This is a genomic window from Mucilaginibacter gossypii, from assembly GCF_017569325.2.
Lineage (GTDB): Bacteria > Bacteroidota > Bacteroidia > Sphingobacteriales > Sphingobacteriaceae > Mucilaginibacter > Mucilaginibacter gossypii.
The window spans coordinates 1,077,965-1,096,662 of sequence record NZ_CP071878.2 but is presented as its reverse complement, the minus strand read 5'-3'; the positions used below and the strand labels follow the sequence as shown (position 1 = coordinate 1,096,662).

At 41.2% G+C, this 18,698-nt stretch carries 17 protein-coding genes; 13 read left to right on the top strand and 4 right to left on the bottom strand.

Going from position 1 to position 18,698, the window contains the following annotated elements:
• Positions 1-49: 49 nt before the first annotated feature.
• The 3 genes from J3L18_RS04690 (at position 50) to J3L18_RS04680 (ending at position 2,725) form a co-directional block, all read left to right on the top strand.
• Positions 50-427 carry a BlaI/MecI/CopY family transcriptional regulator gene (locus J3L18_RS04690; RefSeq protein ID WP_090526521.1) on the top strand — a complete coding sequence of 126 codons (378 nt, stop codon included), beginning with the start codon at positions 50-52 and terminating at the stop codon, positions 425-427.
• The gene (locus tag J3L18_RS04685) at positions 424-2,190 is read left to right on the top strand and encodes a M56 family metallopeptidase (RefSeq protein WP_129569735.1); all 1,767 of its coding nucleotides are present in this window, start codon (positions 424-426) and stop codon (positions 2,188-2,190) included. The genes J3L18_RS04690 and J3L18_RS04685 overlap by 4 nt, the downstream gene beginning before the upstream one ends.
• A 292-nt stretch (positions 2,191-2,482) precedes the next feature.
• Entirely contained in the window at positions 2,483-2,725 is a 243-nt protein-coding gene (locus tag J3L18_RS04680) for a hypothetical protein (protein WP_091162272.1), read from the top strand.
• A 121-nt stretch (positions 2,726-2,846) separates the two neighbouring features.
• Here J3L18_RS04680 and rsmG read toward each other — a convergent pair whose 3' ends face one another.
• The 3 genes from rsmG to J3L18_RS04665 are packed head-to-tail and all read right to left on the bottom strand — an operon-like array spanning position 2,847 to position 5,180.
• Positions 2,847-3,473 (bottom strand): 16S rRNA (guanine(527)-N(7))-methyltransferase RsmG, encoded by a 627-nt coding sequence (gene rsmG / locus J3L18_RS04675; protein ID WP_129569734.1) that lies wholly within the window; start codon positions 3,471-3,473, stop codon positions 2,847-2,849.
• Entirely contained in the window at positions 3,463-4,068 is a 606-nt protein-coding gene (locus tag J3L18_RS04670; protein ID WP_090526513.1) for an RNA polymerase sigma factor, read from the bottom strand. The genes rsmG and J3L18_RS04670 overlap by 11 nt, the downstream gene beginning before the upstream one ends.
• Positions 4,059-5,180 (bottom strand): glycosyltransferase, encoded by a 1,122-nt coding sequence (locus J3L18_RS04665; RefSeq protein WP_223266175.1) that lies wholly within the window; start codon positions 5,178-5,180, stop codon positions 4,059-4,061. The genes J3L18_RS04670 and J3L18_RS04665 overlap by 10 nt, the downstream gene beginning before the upstream one ends.
• 224 nt (positions 5,181-5,404) lie before the next feature.
• Here J3L18_RS04665 and tgt point away from each other — a divergent pair, with 224 nt between their 5' ends.
• The 5 genes from tgt to J3L18_RS04640 all read left to right on the top strand — a co-directional run bounded on the left by tgt (position 5,405) and on the right by J3L18_RS04640 (position 10,783).
• Positions 5,405-6,535 carry a tRNA guanosine(34) transglycosylase Tgt gene (gene tgt / locus J3L18_RS04660; protein ID WP_129569732.1) on the top strand — a complete coding sequence of 377 codons (1,131 nt, stop codon included), beginning with the start codon at positions 5,405-5,407 and terminating at the stop codon, positions 6,533-6,535.
• A gap of 65 nt (positions 6,536-6,600) precedes the next feature.
• Positions 6,601-7,704 carry an LptF/LptG family permease gene (locus J3L18_RS04655; RefSeq protein WP_112655734.1) on the top strand — a complete coding sequence of 368 codons (1,104 nt, stop codon included), beginning with the start codon at positions 6,601-6,603 and terminating at the stop codon, positions 7,702-7,704.
• Entirely contained in the window at positions 7,704-8,606 is a 903-nt protein-coding gene (locus tag J3L18_RS04650) for a DMT family transporter (RefSeq protein ID WP_129569731.1), read from the top strand. Before J3L18_RS04655 ends, J3L18_RS04650 begins: the two co-directional genes overlap by 1 nt.
• Positions 8,607-9,613: 1,007 nt before the next feature.
• Positions 9,614-9,892, top strand: coding sequence for a lipopolysaccharide assembly protein LapA domain-containing protein (locus J3L18_RS04645; RefSeq protein ID WP_167516085.1), 279 nt, complete (start codon positions 9,614-9,616; stop codon positions 9,890-9,892).
• Positions 9,893-9,895: 3 nt separating this feature from the next.
• Positions 9,896-10,783, top strand: a complete 888-nt coding sequence (locus J3L18_RS04640; protein WP_129569729.1) for an NAD(P)-dependent oxidoreductase — start codon at positions 9,896-9,898, stop codon at positions 10,781-10,783.
• Between the two features lie 315 nt (positions 10,784-11,098).
• Here the strand turns inward: J3L18_RS04640 and ispE are convergent, their stop codons facing one another.
• A complete protein-coding gene (gene ispE, locus J3L18_RS04635; RefSeq protein WP_129569728.1) occupies positions 11,099-11,899 on the bottom strand; it encodes a 4-(cytidine 5'-diphospho)-2-C-methyl-D-erythritol kinase in 801 nt (266 codons plus the stop codon).
• Between the two features lie 180 nt (positions 11,900-12,079).
• On the opposite strand from ispE, the gene J3L18_RS04630 reads away from it, so the two are divergent.
• The 5 genes from J3L18_RS04630 to J3L18_RS04610 all read left to right on the top strand — a co-directional run bounded on the left by J3L18_RS04630 (position 12,080) and on the right by J3L18_RS04610 (position 18,579).
• A complete protein-coding gene (locus J3L18_RS04630; RefSeq protein ID WP_129569727.1) occupies positions 12,080-12,901 on the top strand; it encodes a thymidylate synthase in 822 nt (273 codons plus the stop codon).
• Between the two features lie 73 nt (positions 12,902-12,974).
• The gene (locus tag J3L18_RS04625; protein ID WP_129569726.1) at positions 12,975-13,340 is read left to right on the top strand and encodes a four helix bundle protein; all 366 of its coding nucleotides are present in this window, start codon (positions 12,975-12,977) and stop codon (positions 13,338-13,340) included.
• A 104-nt stretch (positions 13,341-13,444) separates the two neighbouring features.
• The gene (locus J3L18_RS04620) at positions 13,445-13,927 is read left to right on the top strand and encodes a dihydrofolate reductase (RefSeq protein WP_129569725.1); all 483 of its coding nucleotides are present in this window, start codon (positions 13,445-13,447) and stop codon (positions 13,925-13,927) included.
• A gap of 116 nt (positions 13,928-14,043) precedes the next feature.
• On the top strand, positions 14,044-17,028 hold the full coding sequence (gene secDF / locus J3L18_RS04615; protein WP_129569724.1) for a protein translocase subunit SecDF: 2,985 nt from the start codon (positions 14,044-14,046) through the stop codon (positions 17,026-17,028).
• A gap of 237 nt (positions 17,029-17,265) precedes the next feature.
• On the top strand, positions 17,266-18,579 hold the full coding sequence (locus tag J3L18_RS04610) for an NAD(P)/FAD-dependent oxidoreductase (RefSeq protein ID WP_129569723.1): 1,314 nt from the start codon (positions 17,266-17,268) through the stop codon (positions 18,577-18,579).
• Positions 18,580-18,698 lie beyond the last annotated feature (119 nt).

The following is an 18,698-nucleotide window of genomic DNA, read 5'->3' as shown; positions in this document are numbered from 1 at the left end:
AAACTATAAAAATAGTTTTACCTTTATCTAACTATAAAAATAGTTTGCTATGCATATCAAAGAACTAACCAAAGCCGAAGAGCAGGTAATGCAGATCCTTTGGCAACTGAAAGAAGCCATTGTTAAAGATATTATTGAAGAAATGCCTGAGCCTAAACCCGCTTACAACACGGTGTCGACTGTGGTAAGGGTATTGGAAGGCAAAGGCTTTATCGACCATAAGGCCTATGGTAACTCGCATGTTTACTTCCCGCTCATCAGCGACGCGGAGTACAAAAAATTCACTTTTGATAAGATGATGAAAAACTATTTCAGCAATTCATATCAAAGTTTGGTATCCTTTATTGTGGATGAAAAGAACATCAGCGTAAAAGAACTGGACGAACTAACATCATTAATTGATAAACTTAAAAGCAAACAACAATGAACTGGCTATATTATTTGCTTGAAGCAAACTTGTACCTATGCGTATTTTATGCAGGGTACTGCCTGTTTTTAAATAAGGAAACACACTATACCTTAAACCGTATATACCTGTTATTGAGCTGTGTGGTTTCATTTGTATTACCCGTTGTACAAATTGGCTGGCTAAAACCGGTTGAAACTGCAACCAAAACAATCGTTATCATTCCTCAAACGGCTTACCAAACAACAGTGCAAAAACTTACCGTGCGGCAAACGTTAACCTTTAACGATATTTGGGTTTACGCCTATATACTTGGTATAATAGTACTTACCACAGTACTATTTATCAGGCTTTATCAATTGGTCAAATTAACAAAGGCCACCAAAACCCTGGTTGATGGTAAGTATAAACTCATCAATATAGAGGGATCAAACATCGCCTTTTCCTTCTTTAACTACCTTTTTATTGGCACAAAAACCCAGGCTAATAATATCATTATCAGGCACGAGCTGGTTCACATTCGTCAAAAACACTCAGTTGATATTGTTTTTCTGGAGCTGATCAAGATCATTAATTGGTTTAATCCGCTGGTTTATTTATTGCAAATCAGCCTGAAAACCATCCATGAATATATAGCCGACGAGCAAACTGCCGCGCAGGAAAGTGATGCCTTTAGCTATTCGTCGTTTTTGGTAAGCAATGCTTATGGGTTAAACGGCTCGCCCCTGGCGCATTCATTTTTCAATTATAATTTATTAAAAAAGAGGATAATTATGTTAAACCAAAAACGTTCGGGGAAATTAGCCAGGCTAAAATACCTCGTGGCCGTACCCATATGCGCCGGCCTGCTTTGTGCATCAACCCTGGTATTCAGTAAAACTTATGGTTTTTTCGATCTGATGCCCCAACAGGAAATTGTTAATAAAAAGCTGGCCAATACGCATATAGCCCCCGCCGACACTGTAAAAGTAGACCCAGTCCGAATAAAAAAAGCAGATGTTACTTCCAAAGGTTTTAAATACGAAGAAACCGGTTACCTTGTTAATAAAAAAACCGATTTCAGAGTAATTATTACCGAAAAGAACGGCGAGCAAAAAGAATACTATAAAAGCAAAGCTACCCCGGAAGAACTGGCTACACTGAAAACTAAATACGGCTATACATTTCCTAAAATGTTAATTTATCCAAAGCTTCCGCCACCACTGCCTGCTCCACCCGCAAACAGCAAAAAACCAAAAGTTATTGATGTAAAGCTGCCACCTCCGCCACCGCCTGCAAATCCGGAAAAGATAAAGAAAGCACCTAAAGGGGTCGAGGTGACACCGGTTACCCCGGCAGCACCGGCAGGTCCTGTACCAGCAGTTACAGAGCGCGTTCCGCCGCCACCGCCACCTGCCGATCCATTTCAGAACCTGTATTCGTATGTTGCAAAACACGTTCGCTATCCTTCAAAGGCACGCTTAAACCATATTTCGGGAAGAGTGATCCTCACCTTCAGTATCGATAACGGGAAAATAAACAATGTAAACATTATCAGAGGTGTTGACCAGGAAATTGACAATGAGGTGCAGCGGGTAGTGAATGATTTTGATGGCAACCTTAGTGTAAAATCAGGTTACTATAATATACCTGTAACTCTATCATTGGTAGATGCCCAGGATAAAAAATACGCTTATACCCCTGCAAAACTATATGCTCAGGCAAATACATCGGCCGCTAAACTTTCAACTACTCTTCGCGAAGTTGTTGTTTTAGGCTATGGCCCCCTGACTGACAATAAGTAAATAAAAAGGCTTTTAACAAGCTTTTCTAATTGCCGACCGGCCTAAAACCGTCCCGGCAATTTTCTGCGTAAACCCCTCTGTTCTCTTTAACCGCCCTGTTTTACAAATAGCTAAATAATTTCTTTTAGTATCCAAAAATTTGTAACTTAGATATATCCCATCGGGACAATTTCTTTTAAAATATATCTAAAACAAAGCAAACACATTAAATACCGCTTTGTTTAATAAGTACCAATTATACTTCCTGGACCTTACCGCTAGCCTGATTTTGTTCATTTTTAAACCTCATAATATGAAAAAGTTTGGGATCATTTTAGCAATAGTAGGCATTGTGATGCTTATTGCAGGTAATTTTTTTTATAAGCATACCATCAATGCGGTAGATAGCTCTGGCAGTTCAATTATCACTACCGGCTTAAATGGCGGATGGACATTTAAACTGCCTGTTTTTGCCGGCGGTGCTTTATTTTTCCTGGGGTTTGTTTTTTGGGCAGCATCACGCACCGACAACCAGCATCATGATCATTTGATATAGAAGTTAAACCGCATTTTATAAATGATTTCTCGCAAAGACGCGAAGGCGTAAAGTGATTTACTTTAACGCAGTAGCGTCTTTATGTGCATATTTATAATCAGAAAGGTGGATTACAAATAGATTATCCCTTCACGTATATCACCTGTTTTGTTTCGAAAAACTCCTCTTTAAAGTAATCTTTCAGATGATATTGGGTAACTTTTAAGCCCGATTCTTTGATCTCCTTCTCCAAATCGCCGCCCTTTAAATACAGGATACCGTTGGGTAATTTGTTATTCGATTGCTTGTTGAATTTACCTTTTACCCATGGATAAAAATCCTTTAATTGGGTAACAGCGCGTGATACTACAAAGTCAAATTTATCCGCAATTTGTTCGGCCCGCAGGTGTGATGCTTTCACATTTCTGAGGCCTAAGGCTGCAGCTACTTCCGTAACAACCTTGATTTTTTTGCCTATCGAATCAACCAAATGAAATTGTGTTTCGGGGAATAAAATAGCCAGTGGGATACCAGGAAAGCCCCCACCGGTACCCACATCAAGCACATTTTCGCCCGGTAAAAAAGCCATCACTTTGGCAATCCCAAGCGAGTGGAGCACGTGACGTTCAAATAAAAGATCAATATCTTTGCGGGAAATTACGTTGATCTGGCTGTTCCAGTGTTCATATAAAGCAGGCAATTTTTCAAATTGCTCACGCTGTTCGGCACTTAAATCAGGAAAATATTGTAGAATTATTTCAGATGTCATCCCTGTTAAAACGGTTAATAATATTGCCAAGCAGGTACCTTGCCCTAAATAATTGCGCCTTTACCGTTCCTAAAGGGAGGTCGAGTTGCTGAGCTATTTCTTCGTACGAAAGCTCATCAAAATAGCGTAAGGTAATCAGGTTACGGTAACGCGTGGGGAGGCTTTCAATTAATGATCTTAGCTCCTGAGTTTGTTGCTTTTTGATAGATGTTTCTTCGGGGTTAAGGCTATCGGCCTTAATTTGCAGCGGTTTTTCATCCCCTTCGTCGTCCATCATGCCATGAATTGACATGGTACTTAGTTTCTTTTTGCGGATAAAATCAATGCAATTGTTAGTTGCTACCCTGAAAAGCCAGGTGCTAAAAGCAAAATCAGGCTGGTATTTTTCAAGTTTTTCAAATGCCTTGGCAAACGTTTCAACCGTTAAATCCATTGCATCTTCTTTGTTGTTTACCATCTTAAGCACCATGAAATAAATAGAATCTTTATAACGGTGCATCAAATCGGCATAGGCTTTTTGATCTCCCTGCCTGGCCTTCACTACCAGGTGAAAATCATTCTTTGCGTTCTCGGTAAAGTTGGCGTTTATTTCCATTGAGTAGTTTTTAAAAAGGTACCGATCAATCCAAAAACATTTAAATATGTATAATATAATAGGTCAAAAAAGGGGAGATACCACCAAAGGTCTTTGCCATTAAGTTTTTTAAATATACGATTATAAATGGCCATTTGTAATATCAACCTAAAAACGTACAAACCTAGTGCCAGTAACGGCTCATATCTCAAAATAAGGAATAATATCAATAAAATATAGAATATAAACCCGCTAACTGCATCAAAACTAAGCATACGCCTGTGCTGGTTTTTATACAGTTTCCCCACTCCCATGTGTCGCTTTTTTTGTTTAAACCACGATTTAAATGTGGTTTTAGCTTCAGTAAACATAAATGATTCGGGACTCAGTTCAACCACTGTGTTATCAGGAGTAGCATGCTGGTTAACAAACAGGTCATCATCGCCTGATATTACGTGCATGTGCGAAGCAAAACCTTTTGCACTAAAAAATAACGTTTTTGTATAGGCAAGGTTGCGGCCAATACCCATATAGGGGTCGCCGGTTAACGCGCCCGACAGGTAACTGGTTGCTGTTTTTATGGTTTCAAAGCGGGTAAAAGCATTAATAAAACCACCTTTTTTATAATAAGGAGAGTACCCCAAAACTATTTGCACACCGCTTGCAAAATTGGCTGCCATACGGCTTATCCAGTTTTCGGAAGCTGGTTTACAATCAGCATCGGTAAATAAAAGGTGTTCATTTTTTGATGCCTTGATGCCTAAGGTAAGGGCAAACTTTTTACCGGTTTTAAAGCGGTCATGCTCGGTAATGGTAACAACTTTAAGGTGGGCGTATTTTTTTTGCATGGTTTCAAGCACCTCGTCGGAAGTATCAAAAGAGCAATCATTGATAACAACCACCTCAAAATCAGGATAGTTTTGTTCCAGTATCAATGGAAGATTTTCCTCTAAGTTACGGGCTTCATTGCGGGCGCTGATAATAACAGAAATGGGGATTAAGACTCTGGGCGGCGGCCCTTCGGCGGGTTTATGACCTGCAAGGCGGGTATGCCTGCTTACCAGGTAATATAGCTGAACTATAAAACAAAGCTGAAAAAGAATAAAAAGCGCGTCGTGTAAGTACGTTTCCAAACAAAAAAAATAATGAGGCAAATTTGTTAAAAATCAATGAAATTAAGGCTCAATATCAGCGTTAATTTGAAGTTTAATGTACTCTTATTTAATCCCTCTTAAAATAAAAGTACTTTAATTAACATGGTTTTAATATTCAGCACGTTTATAAATAGCTTTTATCCTGCCGCCGTTTTGGAAAGGACGGGCATGAGGGTTTTTTTTGCTAATTTTGCAACCCTAAAATGAAATTTAACTTAACAGCACAAGACCCGCTTTCAAAGGCCCGAGCCGGCGAGATCACTACCGACCACGGTACCATACAAACCCCTATTTTTATGCCGGTAGGCACTGCCGGCACTGTAAAGGCGGTACACCAGCACGAGCTTAAACAGGATATTTCGGCGCAAATTATATTGGGCAACACTTATCACCTATATCTGCGCCCCGGTTTAAATACACTTGAAAGCGCCGGAGGACTACATAAATTTAATGGATGGGACGGCCCCATCTTGACCGATAGCGGTGGCTACCAGGTATATTCATTAACCGAAGTACGTAAAATAAAAGAAGAAGGGGTTACTTTCCGCTCGCATATTGACGGATCAAAACACTTGTTTACTCCCGAAAATGTAATGGACATTCAGCGCATTATCGGCGCCGATATTATCATGGCGTTTGATGAGTGTACCCCCTATCCCTGCGATTACAACTACGCAAAACGATCGATAGAAATGACCCACCGCTGGCTGAAACGCTGCTGCGACAGGTTTGACAGCACCGGACCAAAATATGGTTACAGTCAAACGCTTTTCCCAATTGTACAGGGTTCGGTATATAAAGATCTGCGTGTACGATCGGCCGAAGTAATAGCTTCATATGAGCGTGAAGGCAATGCCATAGGTGGCCTTTCAGTAGGTGAACCGGCCGAGGAAATGTATGCTATGACCGAAATTGTATGCAATATATTACCGCAGCAAAAACCGCGTTACTTAATGGGGGTAGGTACGCCTGTAAACATTTTGGAAAACATAGCTCTGGGTATTGACATGTTTGATTGCGTTATGCCAACCAGGAACGCGCGCAATGGCATGCTTTTCACCAAAAACGGCATCATCAACATCAAAAATGAAAAATGGAAAAACGACTTTTCGGCCATTGAGGATGACAGCGATCTGTTTGCCGACAGGGATTACAGTAAAGCTTATTTACGTCATTTGATCCACTCTGGCGAGATGTTAGGCGCTCAAATTGCCACCTTGCACAACCTCCATTTTTATCTATGGCTGGTTAAAGAGGCGCGAAAAAAAATCATTGCGGGTGAGTTTTACGATTGGAAAAGCATGATGGTAAAGCGCCTTGGACAGCGTTTATAATAACTCATAAAATCAAAAGAAATCTCCAGGAAAAACATGAAAATTAACAATCAAACAACCGACAGATGAAAGCTTTTTTTCATAGATATTTAAAGATCATCGACAGGTTTATTATTGGCAAATACCTCGGCACTTTTATATTTACTATGGGTATTTTCATGGTGATATCTGTAGTGTTTGACGTATCAGAAAAGCTCGATAACTTTCTGAATAAACACGCCAGTTTGCACGATATCGTCTTTAGATATTACGCGGGTTTTATTCCGTTTTATTTGAATATGTTATCGCCGCTGATCAACTTTTTGGCGGTAATTTTCTTTACAGCCAAGATGGCAAACCAAACAGAAATCGTTCCGATACTGAGCGGCCGGGCAAGTTTTAATCGATTTTTAAGACCTTATGTAATCGCTTCATCAATCATATTTGTGGTGTCTTTTTTTGCAAATGTATACCTTATTCCTTTCACAAATCGGTTGAAAATCGACTTTGAAAATGCCAATGGCATGATGGACAATGACCCGACTAAGGTGGAGGTACACATGCAAATTGACAAACATACTTTTGTCTATCTTGCCAATTACGATCCCACAACTCATTTAGGTTACAATTTTATAATGGAGAAATTTAATGGTGATACGTTGCGTGAAAAACTGATTGCCGAACAAATTCAATACGATTCTTTAAAACGGATCTGGTCGCTTAAACAATACAGTGTTAAATATGTAAACGGAATGAAAGAACAATTCATTACAAGCAACACACCAAAAGACACTGTTTTGGATATGCACCCGAGCGATTTTATTGTATATGATAACGTATACCAGGCCATGTCTTTAAGCGACCTGAACAAGAATATTGACAAGGAAAAACTGCGCCGCCCAGAATATTTAAAGGCCATTTATTTCGAAAAATATCACCGTTTTGTATACCCTTTATCAGCCTTTGTACTTACTTTAATCGGTGTTTCTATATCGTCGAGAAAGGTACGCGGAGGTGTTGGATTACCCCTGGGGATAGGTATTCTATTATGCTTCGCTTATATTATATTAGAACGATTTGCCCTTGTATTTTCAGTAAAAGGGGGTATGTCACCTTTGGCAGCTGTATTCATTCCTAACATCGTTTTTGGCATTTTGGGCTATTACCTACTTTTAAAAGCACCTAAATAATGGCGCAAAATACCCCCTCGACCCTAAATAAGAACCTTATAATACTCCATTTTACTGTTTTTGTGTGGGGATTTACCGGAATTTTAGGCGCCCTGATCACCATTTCGGCCGTACAATTGGTGTGGTACAGAGTACTTATTGCCTTTGTTTCGCTGTTTTTGTATTTTAAATTCAATAAAACCGATTTTAAAGTCGACAGAAAAACCCTGGTAAAACTGGTGTGTACGGGAGCAATTGTCGGCGGACACTGGATCCTTTTCTTCGCCGCCATCAAACTTTCTACCGTCGCTGTCACCTTGGTTTGCCTGTCATCCATCACACTTTTCACGGCAATATTTGAACCCCTGATCAATAAAAAAAGCATTTCAAAACTTGAAATTTTAGCCGGTCTTTTAATCATCACCGGCATTATTTTGATTTTTAAATTTGAAAGCAGATACACTAAGGGCATCACAACCGGGCTTGCAAGCGCCGTTTGTGCAAGCCTTTTCTCTATCATTAATTCGCGCCAGGTGCAAAAAGTACAGGCACCAGTCATTGCATTTTATGAGCTGTCAGGAGCCTTTGTATGGATCTCGATCTACCTATTTATAACCTCCGGCTACACCCGTGCCATGCTGTTAAAGCCTGCAGATATCGGTTACCTGGTGCTGCTTGGCACCGTATGCACATCGCTTGCTTACGTGGCCGGGGTATCTGTAATGCGTGAGCTTTCGGCTTTCCGGGTGGCGCTCATTACCAACCTCGAGCCGGTATACGGTATCATCCTTTCGTTTATTTTTTTCGGAGATCTCAACAAAATGACGCCCGGATTTTGGGGCGGAGCATTCCTTATCCTGTCAACAATTTTTTTGTACCCCGTAGCCCGAAAGCAAATAACAAGGCGCAAAACTGTAGCTTAATTCTTAACTCTCCATATTCTTGTTTTATACAAACACTTGTAATAGCCGTGGTTCTGCTTGTTCTTAAAGCAGCCTTTCAACAACTCAAATCACCTTAATTTTTTCGTCATTTTCTCCCAAATAGGGGCGAAGCACCTAAGGCTGCTTTAGCCTTTTTTAGCCCCTCTAAGCCATTTAAATTTTTTAAGACATTCCGGGCTCAACTAATGCATTAGCGCCAAACAGGGGCAAAATCCATTTTTAACTTAGTGTATTAAATATCAATATAAAAATCAGGGCATCGAATCTACGTATTCCTATTTTTAGCCATTTTTTAAAATCTACAAACTTAAATAATTCAATTATATACTAAACATATAAATTTAAAAATCAATTACTTATAAAATTTAAATAAATAGATAGTTAATCAAAATTCATCTAAGTAAAATCTCAAAAAACTAAAAATATTAGCATATGAATTTAAAGCCGCTTTAAAGTATCATATAAATTTAAAAATCAAATAAATACATGGAATTATTTAGTGTAAAACTTCTAATCAACCAAAAGTCAAAACCCAATTTACAAAGTGTAATGAAGTAACTATTCAGGAATCAAAAAAAATCGCAGCATCTCTCCTGCTTGTATACAAAATCAGTTTTCGAACGGATTTTTTTTCACTCTCGCAGGATTCTCGCAAAGAAATTTTGGGCGAAAGAAATCCTCGCAATATCAAATTCCAGGGGTATTAAAAGTTCTGATTTTAGCCTTTGAAAAATACGGGCAAAATTTCACTGCGGTTATTGTCACCTCATTTTTGAAAGGGCAATTATCAACCGGGCAAAATCTGGGCGACTTAAAATTGAAGAGCTACCAGAGGTGGACACAGCCAATAAAATATGAACCTAAAAATGCAGACACATCTCCGCACTATTTCGCGATCAAATTCCATGACCTCGATTTACATGAGATCAATTTTTATTAAACATTTAAAAAGCGGATATTGTATTACTCTAAAACCAACATCCATCATGAGCATTAAAACAATAGTCATTGTAGCCATCGCAGTTTTGCTTACCATCGTACTAATGCAAAATACCGACGAGGTTTACTTCAAATTTTTGTTCGCCACTTTCAGGGTATCCAAACTAATGATGATGCTGGTAGTTGCGGTAACAGGTTTTATATTGGGCTTGATCGTGGCATGGCCTAAAAAACAAAAGTTCGATATTGAAGGCTATCATGACGCCATGCACAAAAAAGACGACACCGATACACTAAGTGACGAAGACAGGGAATACATCAGCTAAAATATGAAAACAAAGATTGGATTTATAGGGCTTGGCAACATGGGTGCCAGCATGGCCAAAAACCTCATTGACTCAGGGTACCATTTGCAGATTTACAACCGCACACTTTCAAAGGTAGACGAGCTTGGCACCGACAGTGTAACAAAATGCCAGAGTCCTGCTGAAGCTGCGGCAAATGTGCCATTTTTGATCACCATGGTATCAGATGACGAGGTGCTGCGAGAATCGGCTGTAGGCGACGGCGGAATTTTAAAAACGCTACAGCCAAATGCTGTACACATATCCATGAGCACTATTTCACCTGGAACTTCTGAAGAATTGGCCAGGTTACATGAACAGTCAGGAAATCGCTACCTCGCTTCTCCTGTATTCGGAAGGCCCGAAGCAGCCGCTGCACGTAAGCTTTGGATTTGCGTTTCGGGTGATGAACAAACTAAAACTGATGCCCGTCCTATACTTGATTTACTTGGCCAGGAAGTGATTGATTTTGGCCCCTCGGCGGGGGGTGCAAATGTGGTTAAAATAGCAGGCAATTTTATGATCATGGCATCCATGGAAATGATGGCCGAGGCATTCACCCTTGCCGAAAAAAACGGACTAAGCAGAATGCAGGTAGCCGACTTTTTCAGCTCGACGCTTTTCAACGCTCCAATTTTCCAGAGCTACGGCAAGGCCCTTGCCGGCAAGCAATATCAACCGGTAGGCTTCAAATCAAAATTGGGTTATAAAGATGCGCGCCTCGCATTTAAATTATCGCAGACAAGCGAGATGCCCATGCCTATTGCAAACGCCGTACACAGCCGTTTACTAACCGCTATTGCCAAAGGCTGGGGCGAGAACGACTGGGTGGAAGGGATAGGGCGAGGCGTGAGTGAAGACGCGGGCATTTGATTTCGGATTTCGGATGTTTGATTTCGGAATTTGTAAGTAGGATTTTGGAATCGGATATTTCTTTTAAATAAAATGCCGGATGGTCTATCGACTGATAAAATGATCGATAAATCATCCGGCATTTACATGCAGCAGGATAAGTAAGTTTGGTAGCAGAATTGCTTTATATCACAACGTCATTGCGAGGTACGAAGCAATCCCAAACTATACAGGGACGACCTGCCAATCGGGGATTGCTTCGTACCTCGCAATGACGATTTTATTTTGCTTCGGGACAGCTTCCCAAATCCGAAATCAAACATCCGAAATCCGACATCACAAATAGAACACCTGGTTCTCCCCTTCCAAAAATTTCAAATCGGGAGTTTCAGCAAAAATACCGAACACAGATGCTCCGGTTCCGCTCATGCTTGAGTATATGGCCCCTGCCTCATAAAGGGCCGCTTTGATGCCTCTGATTTCCGCATGATTTTTAAACACGGTTTGTTCAAAATCATTTTTGATAAGCTTCTTCCAGTCGGCTATTGGTTCGTTGATCAAATCAAACAGCGAATCTTTTACCGGAGTTGGTTTTATGCCTCTGAAAGCCTCCCCTGTTGATACATGAACAGGAGGCATCACCAACACTATTTTGTATGCCGATAGATCAAGTTTAATGCTCTCAAATTCGTCTCCGCGCTCAAAGGCGAACACGGGCTTGTTCTCGATGAAGAAGGCGCAGTCGGCACCAAGGCGACGGGCGTAATCAGTCATCTCGTCAACAGATAAACCGAGCTTAAATTTGTCGTTCATCAGCCGGATAAAAAACGCCGCGTCAGATGAACCGCCGCCCAGTCCCGCGCCTATGGGGATATGCTTATGCAGGTGAATGCTTACCGGCGGCAGGTCATAATCCTGCTTAAGCATATGGTAGCCTTTAACGCAAAGATTATCCTCCATCAACCCGGGAATTTCCAGGCCGGTTGAGGTGAAGCTGAGCTTATCGCTTTTCACCACTTCAAGGGCGTCTTTAATATCGATAGGATAAAAAATGGTTTCGAGATTATGATAACCATCCGGCCGGCGTTCGGTAATATTAAGGCCGATGTTTATTTTTGCATTCGGAAATAAAATCATACAAAGTAATTAACACGTGATGTATTTGCCAACATCATTAGGAAACCAAAGGTAGATTATTTTTCTTTGCCCTTTAAATTTGGTCATCGAGTCATTTAGTCATTAAGTCATTGTTTTTTTCAAAGCCTTGCCTAAGTATGCCTATCTGATTGATCACCTTAATCTAACTATACAAAAAAAATGAAACAGTATCTCGATCTGATGAGGCATGTGATGGAAACCGGAGCGCAAAAGCATGACAGAACCGGCACCGGTACAGTAAGTGTGTTTGGCTACCAGATGCGTTTCAATCTCAAGGATGGTTTCCCGATGGTAACCACCAAAAAACTGCACCTCAAATCTATCATCCATGAGCTCATCTGGTTTTTGAGCGGCGACAGCAATATCCGCTACCTGAAAGAAAATGGCGTAAAAATATGGGACGAGTGGGCCGACGAAAATGGCGACCTTGGCCCCGTGTACGGAAAACAGTGGCGCTCATGGCCTACACCGGATGGCGGCCATATCGACCAGATCAAACAGGTGGTGAACCAGCTTAAAAACAATCCCGACTCGCGCCGTATCATCGTGTCAGCCTGGAACGTTGCCGAGGTTAATCAGATGGCCCTGCCGCCATGCCATAGTTTGTTCCAGTTTTACGTAGCTCCGCCCGATATTTCTAAAGGCGAGACTAAAGGAAAGTTATCATGCCAATTGTATCAGAGAAGTGCAGATATATTCTTAGGAGTTCCGTTCAACATAGCTTCCTATGCGTTGCTCACCATGATGATGGCACAAGTCTGTAACCTTGACCTTGGCGACTTTATACACACTTTTGGTGATGCGCACCTATACAACAACCACATGGACCAGGCCCGGCTACAGCTCAGCCGCGATCCTCGCCCCCTGCCAACCATGAAAATCAATCCGGAGGTAAGAGATATCTTTTCATTCAAGTTTAAAGATTTCACTTTGGAGAATTATGATCCCTGGCCGCATATTAAGGCCGAAGTGGCGGTGTAACTTAGTCATTGGCTTCGCGTCATTTGGTCATTGAGTCATTTTTTGATTGTCCTATTTTTTGCCTGATCTTATCATGAGTAATCGAATTGAAGAACTTGAAGTGTATAACCTTTCAGAAGCCTTTGCAGACAGGATTTGGTTTATAGTGGCTAAATGGGAATACTTTGCTAAAGACACTTTGGGTAAACAAATCGTTCGCTCGTCTGATTCGATTGGCGCAAACATTGCTGAAGGATTTGGACGCTATCATTACAAGGAGAATAAGAACTTCTGCTATTTTAGCCGCGGATCAATAATTGAAACCAAAGGCTGGCTCAAAAAGGCAAATACGAGAAGCCTGATCAATGACGACGATTATCAATCGCTACTTAGGGAGTTAGAAACAATTCACTTAAAATTAAATATCTACATCAAATTCATTGGAAAAAGAAACATATAAGGCAAGTCAAAAAAAAATGACTCAATGACCTAATGACGCGGTGCATATGACGTAAAACGAATGACGCGAAGCAAATGACCCAATGACTTAATGACCTGCAAGAAATGATACTATCCATCATCGTAGCCATAGCCAAAAACCACGCTATCGGTAAAGACAATAAATTACTCTGGTATTTACCTAACGATCTAAAACATTTTAAAGATGTTACTACGGGGCATACCGTTATCATGGGCCGTAAAACTTTTGATTCGGTTGGTAAGCCATTGCCTAGGCGCCGCAACATTGTTATTACCCGGCAAGCCATCAGTATCGATGGTTGCGAGGTGGTGCCAACCATTGAAGCGGCTATTGAGCTTTGCAAAACCGAGGATGAAGTTTTTATTGTTGGCGGGGCCGAGATCTACCGGCAGGCTATCCCGCTTACAAACCGCATATATCTCACCATTGTTGACCAGGATTTTGAGGGGGATACATTCTTCCCGGAGTTAAATCCTGATGAGTGGCAGGAAAAAGATCGTGAAGATTTTGAGCCCGACGAAAAAAACAAGTATAAATATTCGTTTATCACACTTGAGCGTCGCTAACATTCTTTGTCATGATTTTGTTTTAATTTAAAATTTTGTGCTTACGAAATTTTATTAGATTTGCTGCCTTATTGAAAAAAAGCTTATAAACTAATTTATTACATATTACAAATTCGATGCAAGGCAAAGGGGTTATTAAATTTTTCGCCATACTACTGGCAGTGGTGTGCTTATACCAGCTATCATTTACGTGGGTGGCCCATAAGGTTAGGGAGGATGCCAAAGTATACTCAAAGGGAGATCCTGAGAAAGAAAAAGCTTATTTGGATTCTATTTCCAATCAACCGGTTTATCCGCTATTAAAACATGATTACGCTTATGTATTGCAAAGGGAAATTGCATTAGGTCTTGACCTTAAGGGTGGCATGAACGTTACTATGCAGATCCAGCTTGATGAGCTGGTTAGGAAAATTGCCAACAACAATCCTGATGCTACTTTTAACCAGGCTTTGGCTAATGCCGATAAATTGCAGGCAAATGCTCAAACCAACCAAAAAGATTACATCGCTTTATTTGTAAGCGAGTACGAAAAGCTAAACCCCAATGGTAAACTTGCCGCTATCTTTTCAACAAAAGATAACCAGGACCACCTGAAGTTCAACGCTTCAAACAGCGAGGTTAAAACTTATCTTGAGGATTTGGCTTCAACTGCGGTTAAACAATCATTTACTGTTTTGAACACCCGTATCAACCAGTTTGGTGTAACCCAACCAAACATCCAGTTGCAACAAGGCTCAAACAGGATTTTAGTTGAGTTGCCAGGCGTTAAAGAACCAGAGCGTGTTCGTAAATTGCTTTCGGGTTCTGCGAAACTGGAGTTTTACGAAACTTTTGATAATGCTGAGGCATATCAATACCTGATCAATATTGACAACCTGCTTGCTGCAAAAAGCAAAACTGCCAAAGCGGACACAGGTAAATCAGCGAAAGCTGATACCACTGCTAAACTTGCAGCCGGAAAAGCTGATACAGCTAAAGGTGGTTCATTGTTAAGCAAGGTTCAGAAAAATGCCGCTAAAAACGATACTTCAGCTGCTTCATTAAGCAAAACAAAATTAGCTGCACAACACCCGTTGTTTGCAGTAATGTCATTAAACGTTGGCCAGGGTGCAAACGGCCAGCAGCAATTAGGCCAGGGCCCTGTTGTTGGTTATGCTCCGCTTCAGGATACTGCTAAAGTAAATTCATACCTGCACAGTGCAGATGTTTTAGCAGTTATTCCACGTAACATCAAATTTTTGTGGGAAGTAAAACCTATTAAAAACACAAAAACTTTTGCGTTATATGCTATTAAACTTACAGGTGCTGAAAACGGCCCGGTATTATCTGGCGACGTAATTAACGACGCCCGTGCTGATAACGACCAGAAAGGCAGCCCTGAGGTTGTGATGATCATGAACTCAGAAGGTGCTCAAAAATGGCGTGCCGTTACGGCCGAAGCATCATCAGGCACCAACAAAAAAGCTATCGCCATCGTTTTAGATGATAACGTATACTCTGCTCCTACCGTACAAAACGAAATTTCAGGTGGTGTATCATCAATCTCCGGTAACTTTACCATTGATGATACGCGCGACTTAGCCAACGTATTAAAAGCAGGCCGTTTACCGGCTCCTGCCCACATCGTATCTGAGTCAATTGTAGGTCCGTCATTAGGCCAGGAAGCTATCTCTGCAGGTATCACTTCAAGTATCTTAGGTTTAGTTGTGGTATTGATCTTCATGATCGCTTACTATAACCGTGCAGGTACTGTAGCGGTAGTTGCGGTAATCATCAATATCTTCTTCCTGATGGGTGTACTGACCAGTTTAGGCGCGGTATTAACTGTGCCAGGTGTTGCAGGTATCGTATTAACCCTCGGTATCGCGGTAGATGCCAACGTACTGGTTTATGAACGTGTGCGTGAAGAGCTTGGCCTTGGCAAATCATTAAGGGTTGCTGTTGCCGATGGGTTCAAACATGCTTTGCCTTCAATCCTCGATTCACAGATCAGTACCTTCCTTACCGGCTTAATCCTGTTTGTATTTGGTTCAGGTCCTATCCAGGGCTTTGCAACTACATTGATGATTGGTATCGCTACTTCATTGTTCTGTTCATTATTGATCTCAAGGGTTATATTTGAGTGGATGCTTGACAAAGGCATGGATATCAAGTTCTCAAACCCATGGAGCTCACATACTTTCAAAAATGCAAACTTTGCGTTTGTTAAAAACCGTACTAAGTTTTACATTTTCTCGGGCTTGTTCATTGCAGCGGGTTTGGTATCTATCTTCACCCGCGGCTTTACCTACGGTGTGGATTTTGAAGGCGGCCGTAACTATATTGTTAGCTTTACCAACAAAGCGGTAACTACAGAACAAATTCACGAGGCTATTGATGCTACCTTAGGCCGTAGTACCGAGGTTAAAACCATGGGGGATAAATTCAGTATCACTACCAACTATTTGTTTAATGATAACTCAACAGCTGCTGATGTTAAAGTAAAAGGTACATTGGTGGACTTGTTAAATAAAAAACCCGAAACCAAAATTGCTAACAGCGACTTAGGTGGTTCAAAAGTAAGTGCTACTATTGCCGATGAGTTAAAAACATCAGCTATCTACACTGTATTGTTCGCCATCTTTGTGATTTCGGCTTACATCCTGATCCGTTTCCGTAAATGGCAGTTCAGCTTGGGTGCGATGATCGCGACTGCTCACGATGCCTTATTGGTACTGTCGTTCTTCTCGTTGTTCAATGGCTACCTTCCGTTCTCATTGGATATTGATCAGGCTTTCATCGCGGCTATCCTTACTGTTATCGGTTATTCAATTAACGATACCGTGGTAGTATTTGACAGGATTCGTGAATTCCTTGATCACTCTAACAAAAACGAAAAACCAGAAGAGGTTATCAACAGGGCCATCAACAGTACATTAAGCCGTACAATTATCACAGCTTTAACCGTGGTATTCGTATTGTTGGTATTATTCATCTTTGGTGGCGACGTGATCAAAGGCTTCTCATTTGCGTTATTGATCGGTGTTCTTTTCGGTACATACTCGTCGATCTGTGTGGCAACACCAGTAATCGTTGACTTTGGAAAGAAAGACCTGAAATAAGAAAAAGAATAAATTGTTAAAAGGCTCCAAAGTAATTTGGGGCCTTTTTTGTTATCATTTATTGCTATTAAAAAAAAACAAAACAGCCGACAGATGGTGTTGCATATCGTAATCAATGAAGTATAATTGCACTGTATTTCAATACAAATCGGCATTGGCGGCACGGTGATTGTGCTACTTTCATATGCGGGCAGTATTGCCTGTAAAAGAATAGATTTTAAATATCAACCTGCATAAATGAACACATCAAATAATTCAAAATTTCCACTTGTAGTGATCGTAGGCGGCGGCTTCGGCGGCCTGCAGGTAGCAAAACAACTAAAGGACAAACCTGTAGACGTTTTGATGCTGGATAAGCACAACTACCATACCTTTCAGCCCCTCTTATACCAGGTTGCTATGGGCAGCCTCGAGTCGGAGTCGATAGCTTTCTCATTAAGGAAAAATTTTGCGAGCCAAAAGAATTTCCGCTTCAGGATAGCGGAAGTAACCAGGGTGGATGCGGAAAATAACATACTCGAAACCACTATAGGCAATATAGCTTATGATTACCTGGTGATAGCAACAGGCTCAACGACCAACTTTTTTGGGAATAAAGACATCGAGCATTATGCTATGCCGATGAAGTCGATCCCCGAGGCATTGAACCTCCGGTATTCTATTTTGCAGAACATTGAAGAGGCCCTGCTTAAAGTTGGCAAGGCCGAGCGCGATCCCTACCTTACTTTTGTACTGGTAGGCGCTGGCCCAACGGGTGTTGAGCTTGCAGGCTCACTGGCCGAACTTCGTAATCACGTTTTGACTAAAGACTACCCTGAACTTAAAAAAGAGGACATGAAGGTGTACCTGGTCGACTTTTTGCCGAAAGTACTTGGCCCCTTCTCCAACCAGGCATCCAACGCAGCCCGCACCTTCCTGACCAATATGGGCGTTGAAGTGCTAACCGGCGTAAAGGTGGAAAGCTACGACGGCGAGGAAATCAAATTTGAAGGCGGTAAAAGCATTCGCACCAAAAATGTGATATGGAGTGCCGGGGTTATGGGTGTTGTGCCCGATGGCTTTGATAAAGAGGTTATTGAACGTGGAAATAGAATAAAAGTGGATAGCATAGGCCGCGTTGCCGGCTTTAACAACGTATTCGCAATTGGCGACGTTGCAGCCATGATCACCGATGAAACCCCTAAGGGACACCCCGGCGTAGCGCAGGTAGCCATACAAATGGGCCAGCACGTGGCTAAAAATATCATTCATATCATTAACGGCGAACAAACCTCACCGTTTAAGTATAACGATAAAGGCTCATTGGCAACTATTGGCCGTAATAAGGCGGTGGCCGATTTGGGCAAAGTAAAATTCCAGGGTTTTTTTGCATGGCTTGTATGGATGTTTGTACACCTGATATCGCTTTTAGGCGGCCGTAATAAGGTGATTGTATTCATTAACTGGGTATCGAGCTATGTAACCTATAATGGCGGTACGAGACTTATTATCCGCAAATTTGAGCGTGAAGGCTTAACTGAGGATCAGCATTTGCCTAATACGGTTGATTAGCTTAAGTCCGGAGTCTAAAGTCTCGGGTTCTAAGGCTTAAGTCAAAAGTTTTAAGTTGGAAGTTTAGCGTTTTCTAAACTAAATTGATGACTTTTGACTTAAGACTTAAAACCTAAGAT

What these genes read in the sequence shown, in the direction of transcription:
- J3L18_RS04630 (WP_129569727.1), top strand. Translation starts at nt 12,080, where the DNA reads ATGAAACAGTATCTCGATCTGATGAGGCATGTGATGGAAACCGGAGCG.
- ispE (WP_129569728.1), bottom strand. Translation starts at nt 11,899, where the DNA reads ATGATTTTATTTCCGAATGCAAAAATAAACATCGGCCTTAATATTACC.
- J3L18_RS04620 (WP_129569725.1), top strand. Translation starts at nt 13,445, where the DNA reads ATGATACTATCCATCATCGTAGCCATAGCCAAAAACCACGCTATCGGT.
- J3L18_RS04645 (WP_167516085.1), top strand. Translation starts at nt 9,614, where the DNA reads ATGAGCATTAAAACAATAGTCATTGTAGCCATCGCAGTTTTGCTTACC.
- J3L18_RS04690 (WP_090526521.1), top strand. Translation starts at nt 50, where the DNA reads ATGCATATCAAAGAACTAACCAAAGCCGAAGAGCAGGTAATGCAGATC.
- J3L18_RS04610 (WP_129569723.1), top strand. Translation starts at nt 17,266, where the DNA reads ATGAACACATCAAATAATTCAAAATTTCCACTTGTAGTGATCGTAGGC.
- secDF (WP_129569724.1), top strand. Translation starts at nt 14,044, where the DNA reads ATGCAAGGCAAAGGGGTTATTAAATTTTTCGCCATACTACTGGCAGTG.
- J3L18_RS04650 (WP_129569731.1), top strand. Translation starts at nt 7,704, where the DNA reads ATGGCGCAAAATACCCCCTCGACCCTAAATAAGAACCTTATAATACTC.
- rsmG (WP_129569734.1), bottom strand. Translation starts at nt 3,473, where the DNA reads ATGACATCTGAAATAATTCTACAATATTTTCCTGATTTAAGTGCCGAA.
- J3L18_RS04680 (WP_091162272.1), top strand. Translation starts at nt 2,483, where the DNA reads ATGAAAAAGTTTGGGATCATTTTAGCAATAGTAGGCATTGTGATGCTT.
- J3L18_RS04625 (WP_129569726.1), top strand. Translation starts at nt 12,975, where the DNA reads ATGAGTAATCGAATTGAAGAACTTGAAGTGTATAACCTTTCAGAAGCC.
- J3L18_RS04685 (WP_129569735.1), top strand. Translation starts at nt 424, where the DNA reads ATGAACTGGCTATATTATTTGCTTGAAGCAAACTTGTACCTATGCGTA.
- J3L18_RS04640 (WP_129569729.1), top strand. Translation starts at nt 9,896, where the DNA reads ATGAAAACAAAGATTGGATTTATAGGGCTTGGCAACATGGGTGCCAGC.
- J3L18_RS04655 (WP_112655734.1), top strand. Translation starts at nt 6,601, where the DNA reads ATGAAAGCTTTTTTTCATAGATATTTAAAGATCATCGACAGGTTTATT.
- J3L18_RS04670 (WP_090526513.1), bottom strand. Translation starts at nt 4,068, where the DNA reads ATGGAAATAAACGCCAACTTTACCGAGAACGCAAAGAATGATTTTCAC.
- tgt (WP_129569732.1), top strand. Translation starts at nt 5,405, where the DNA reads ATGAAATTTAACTTAACAGCACAAGACCCGCTTTCAAAGGCCCGAGCC.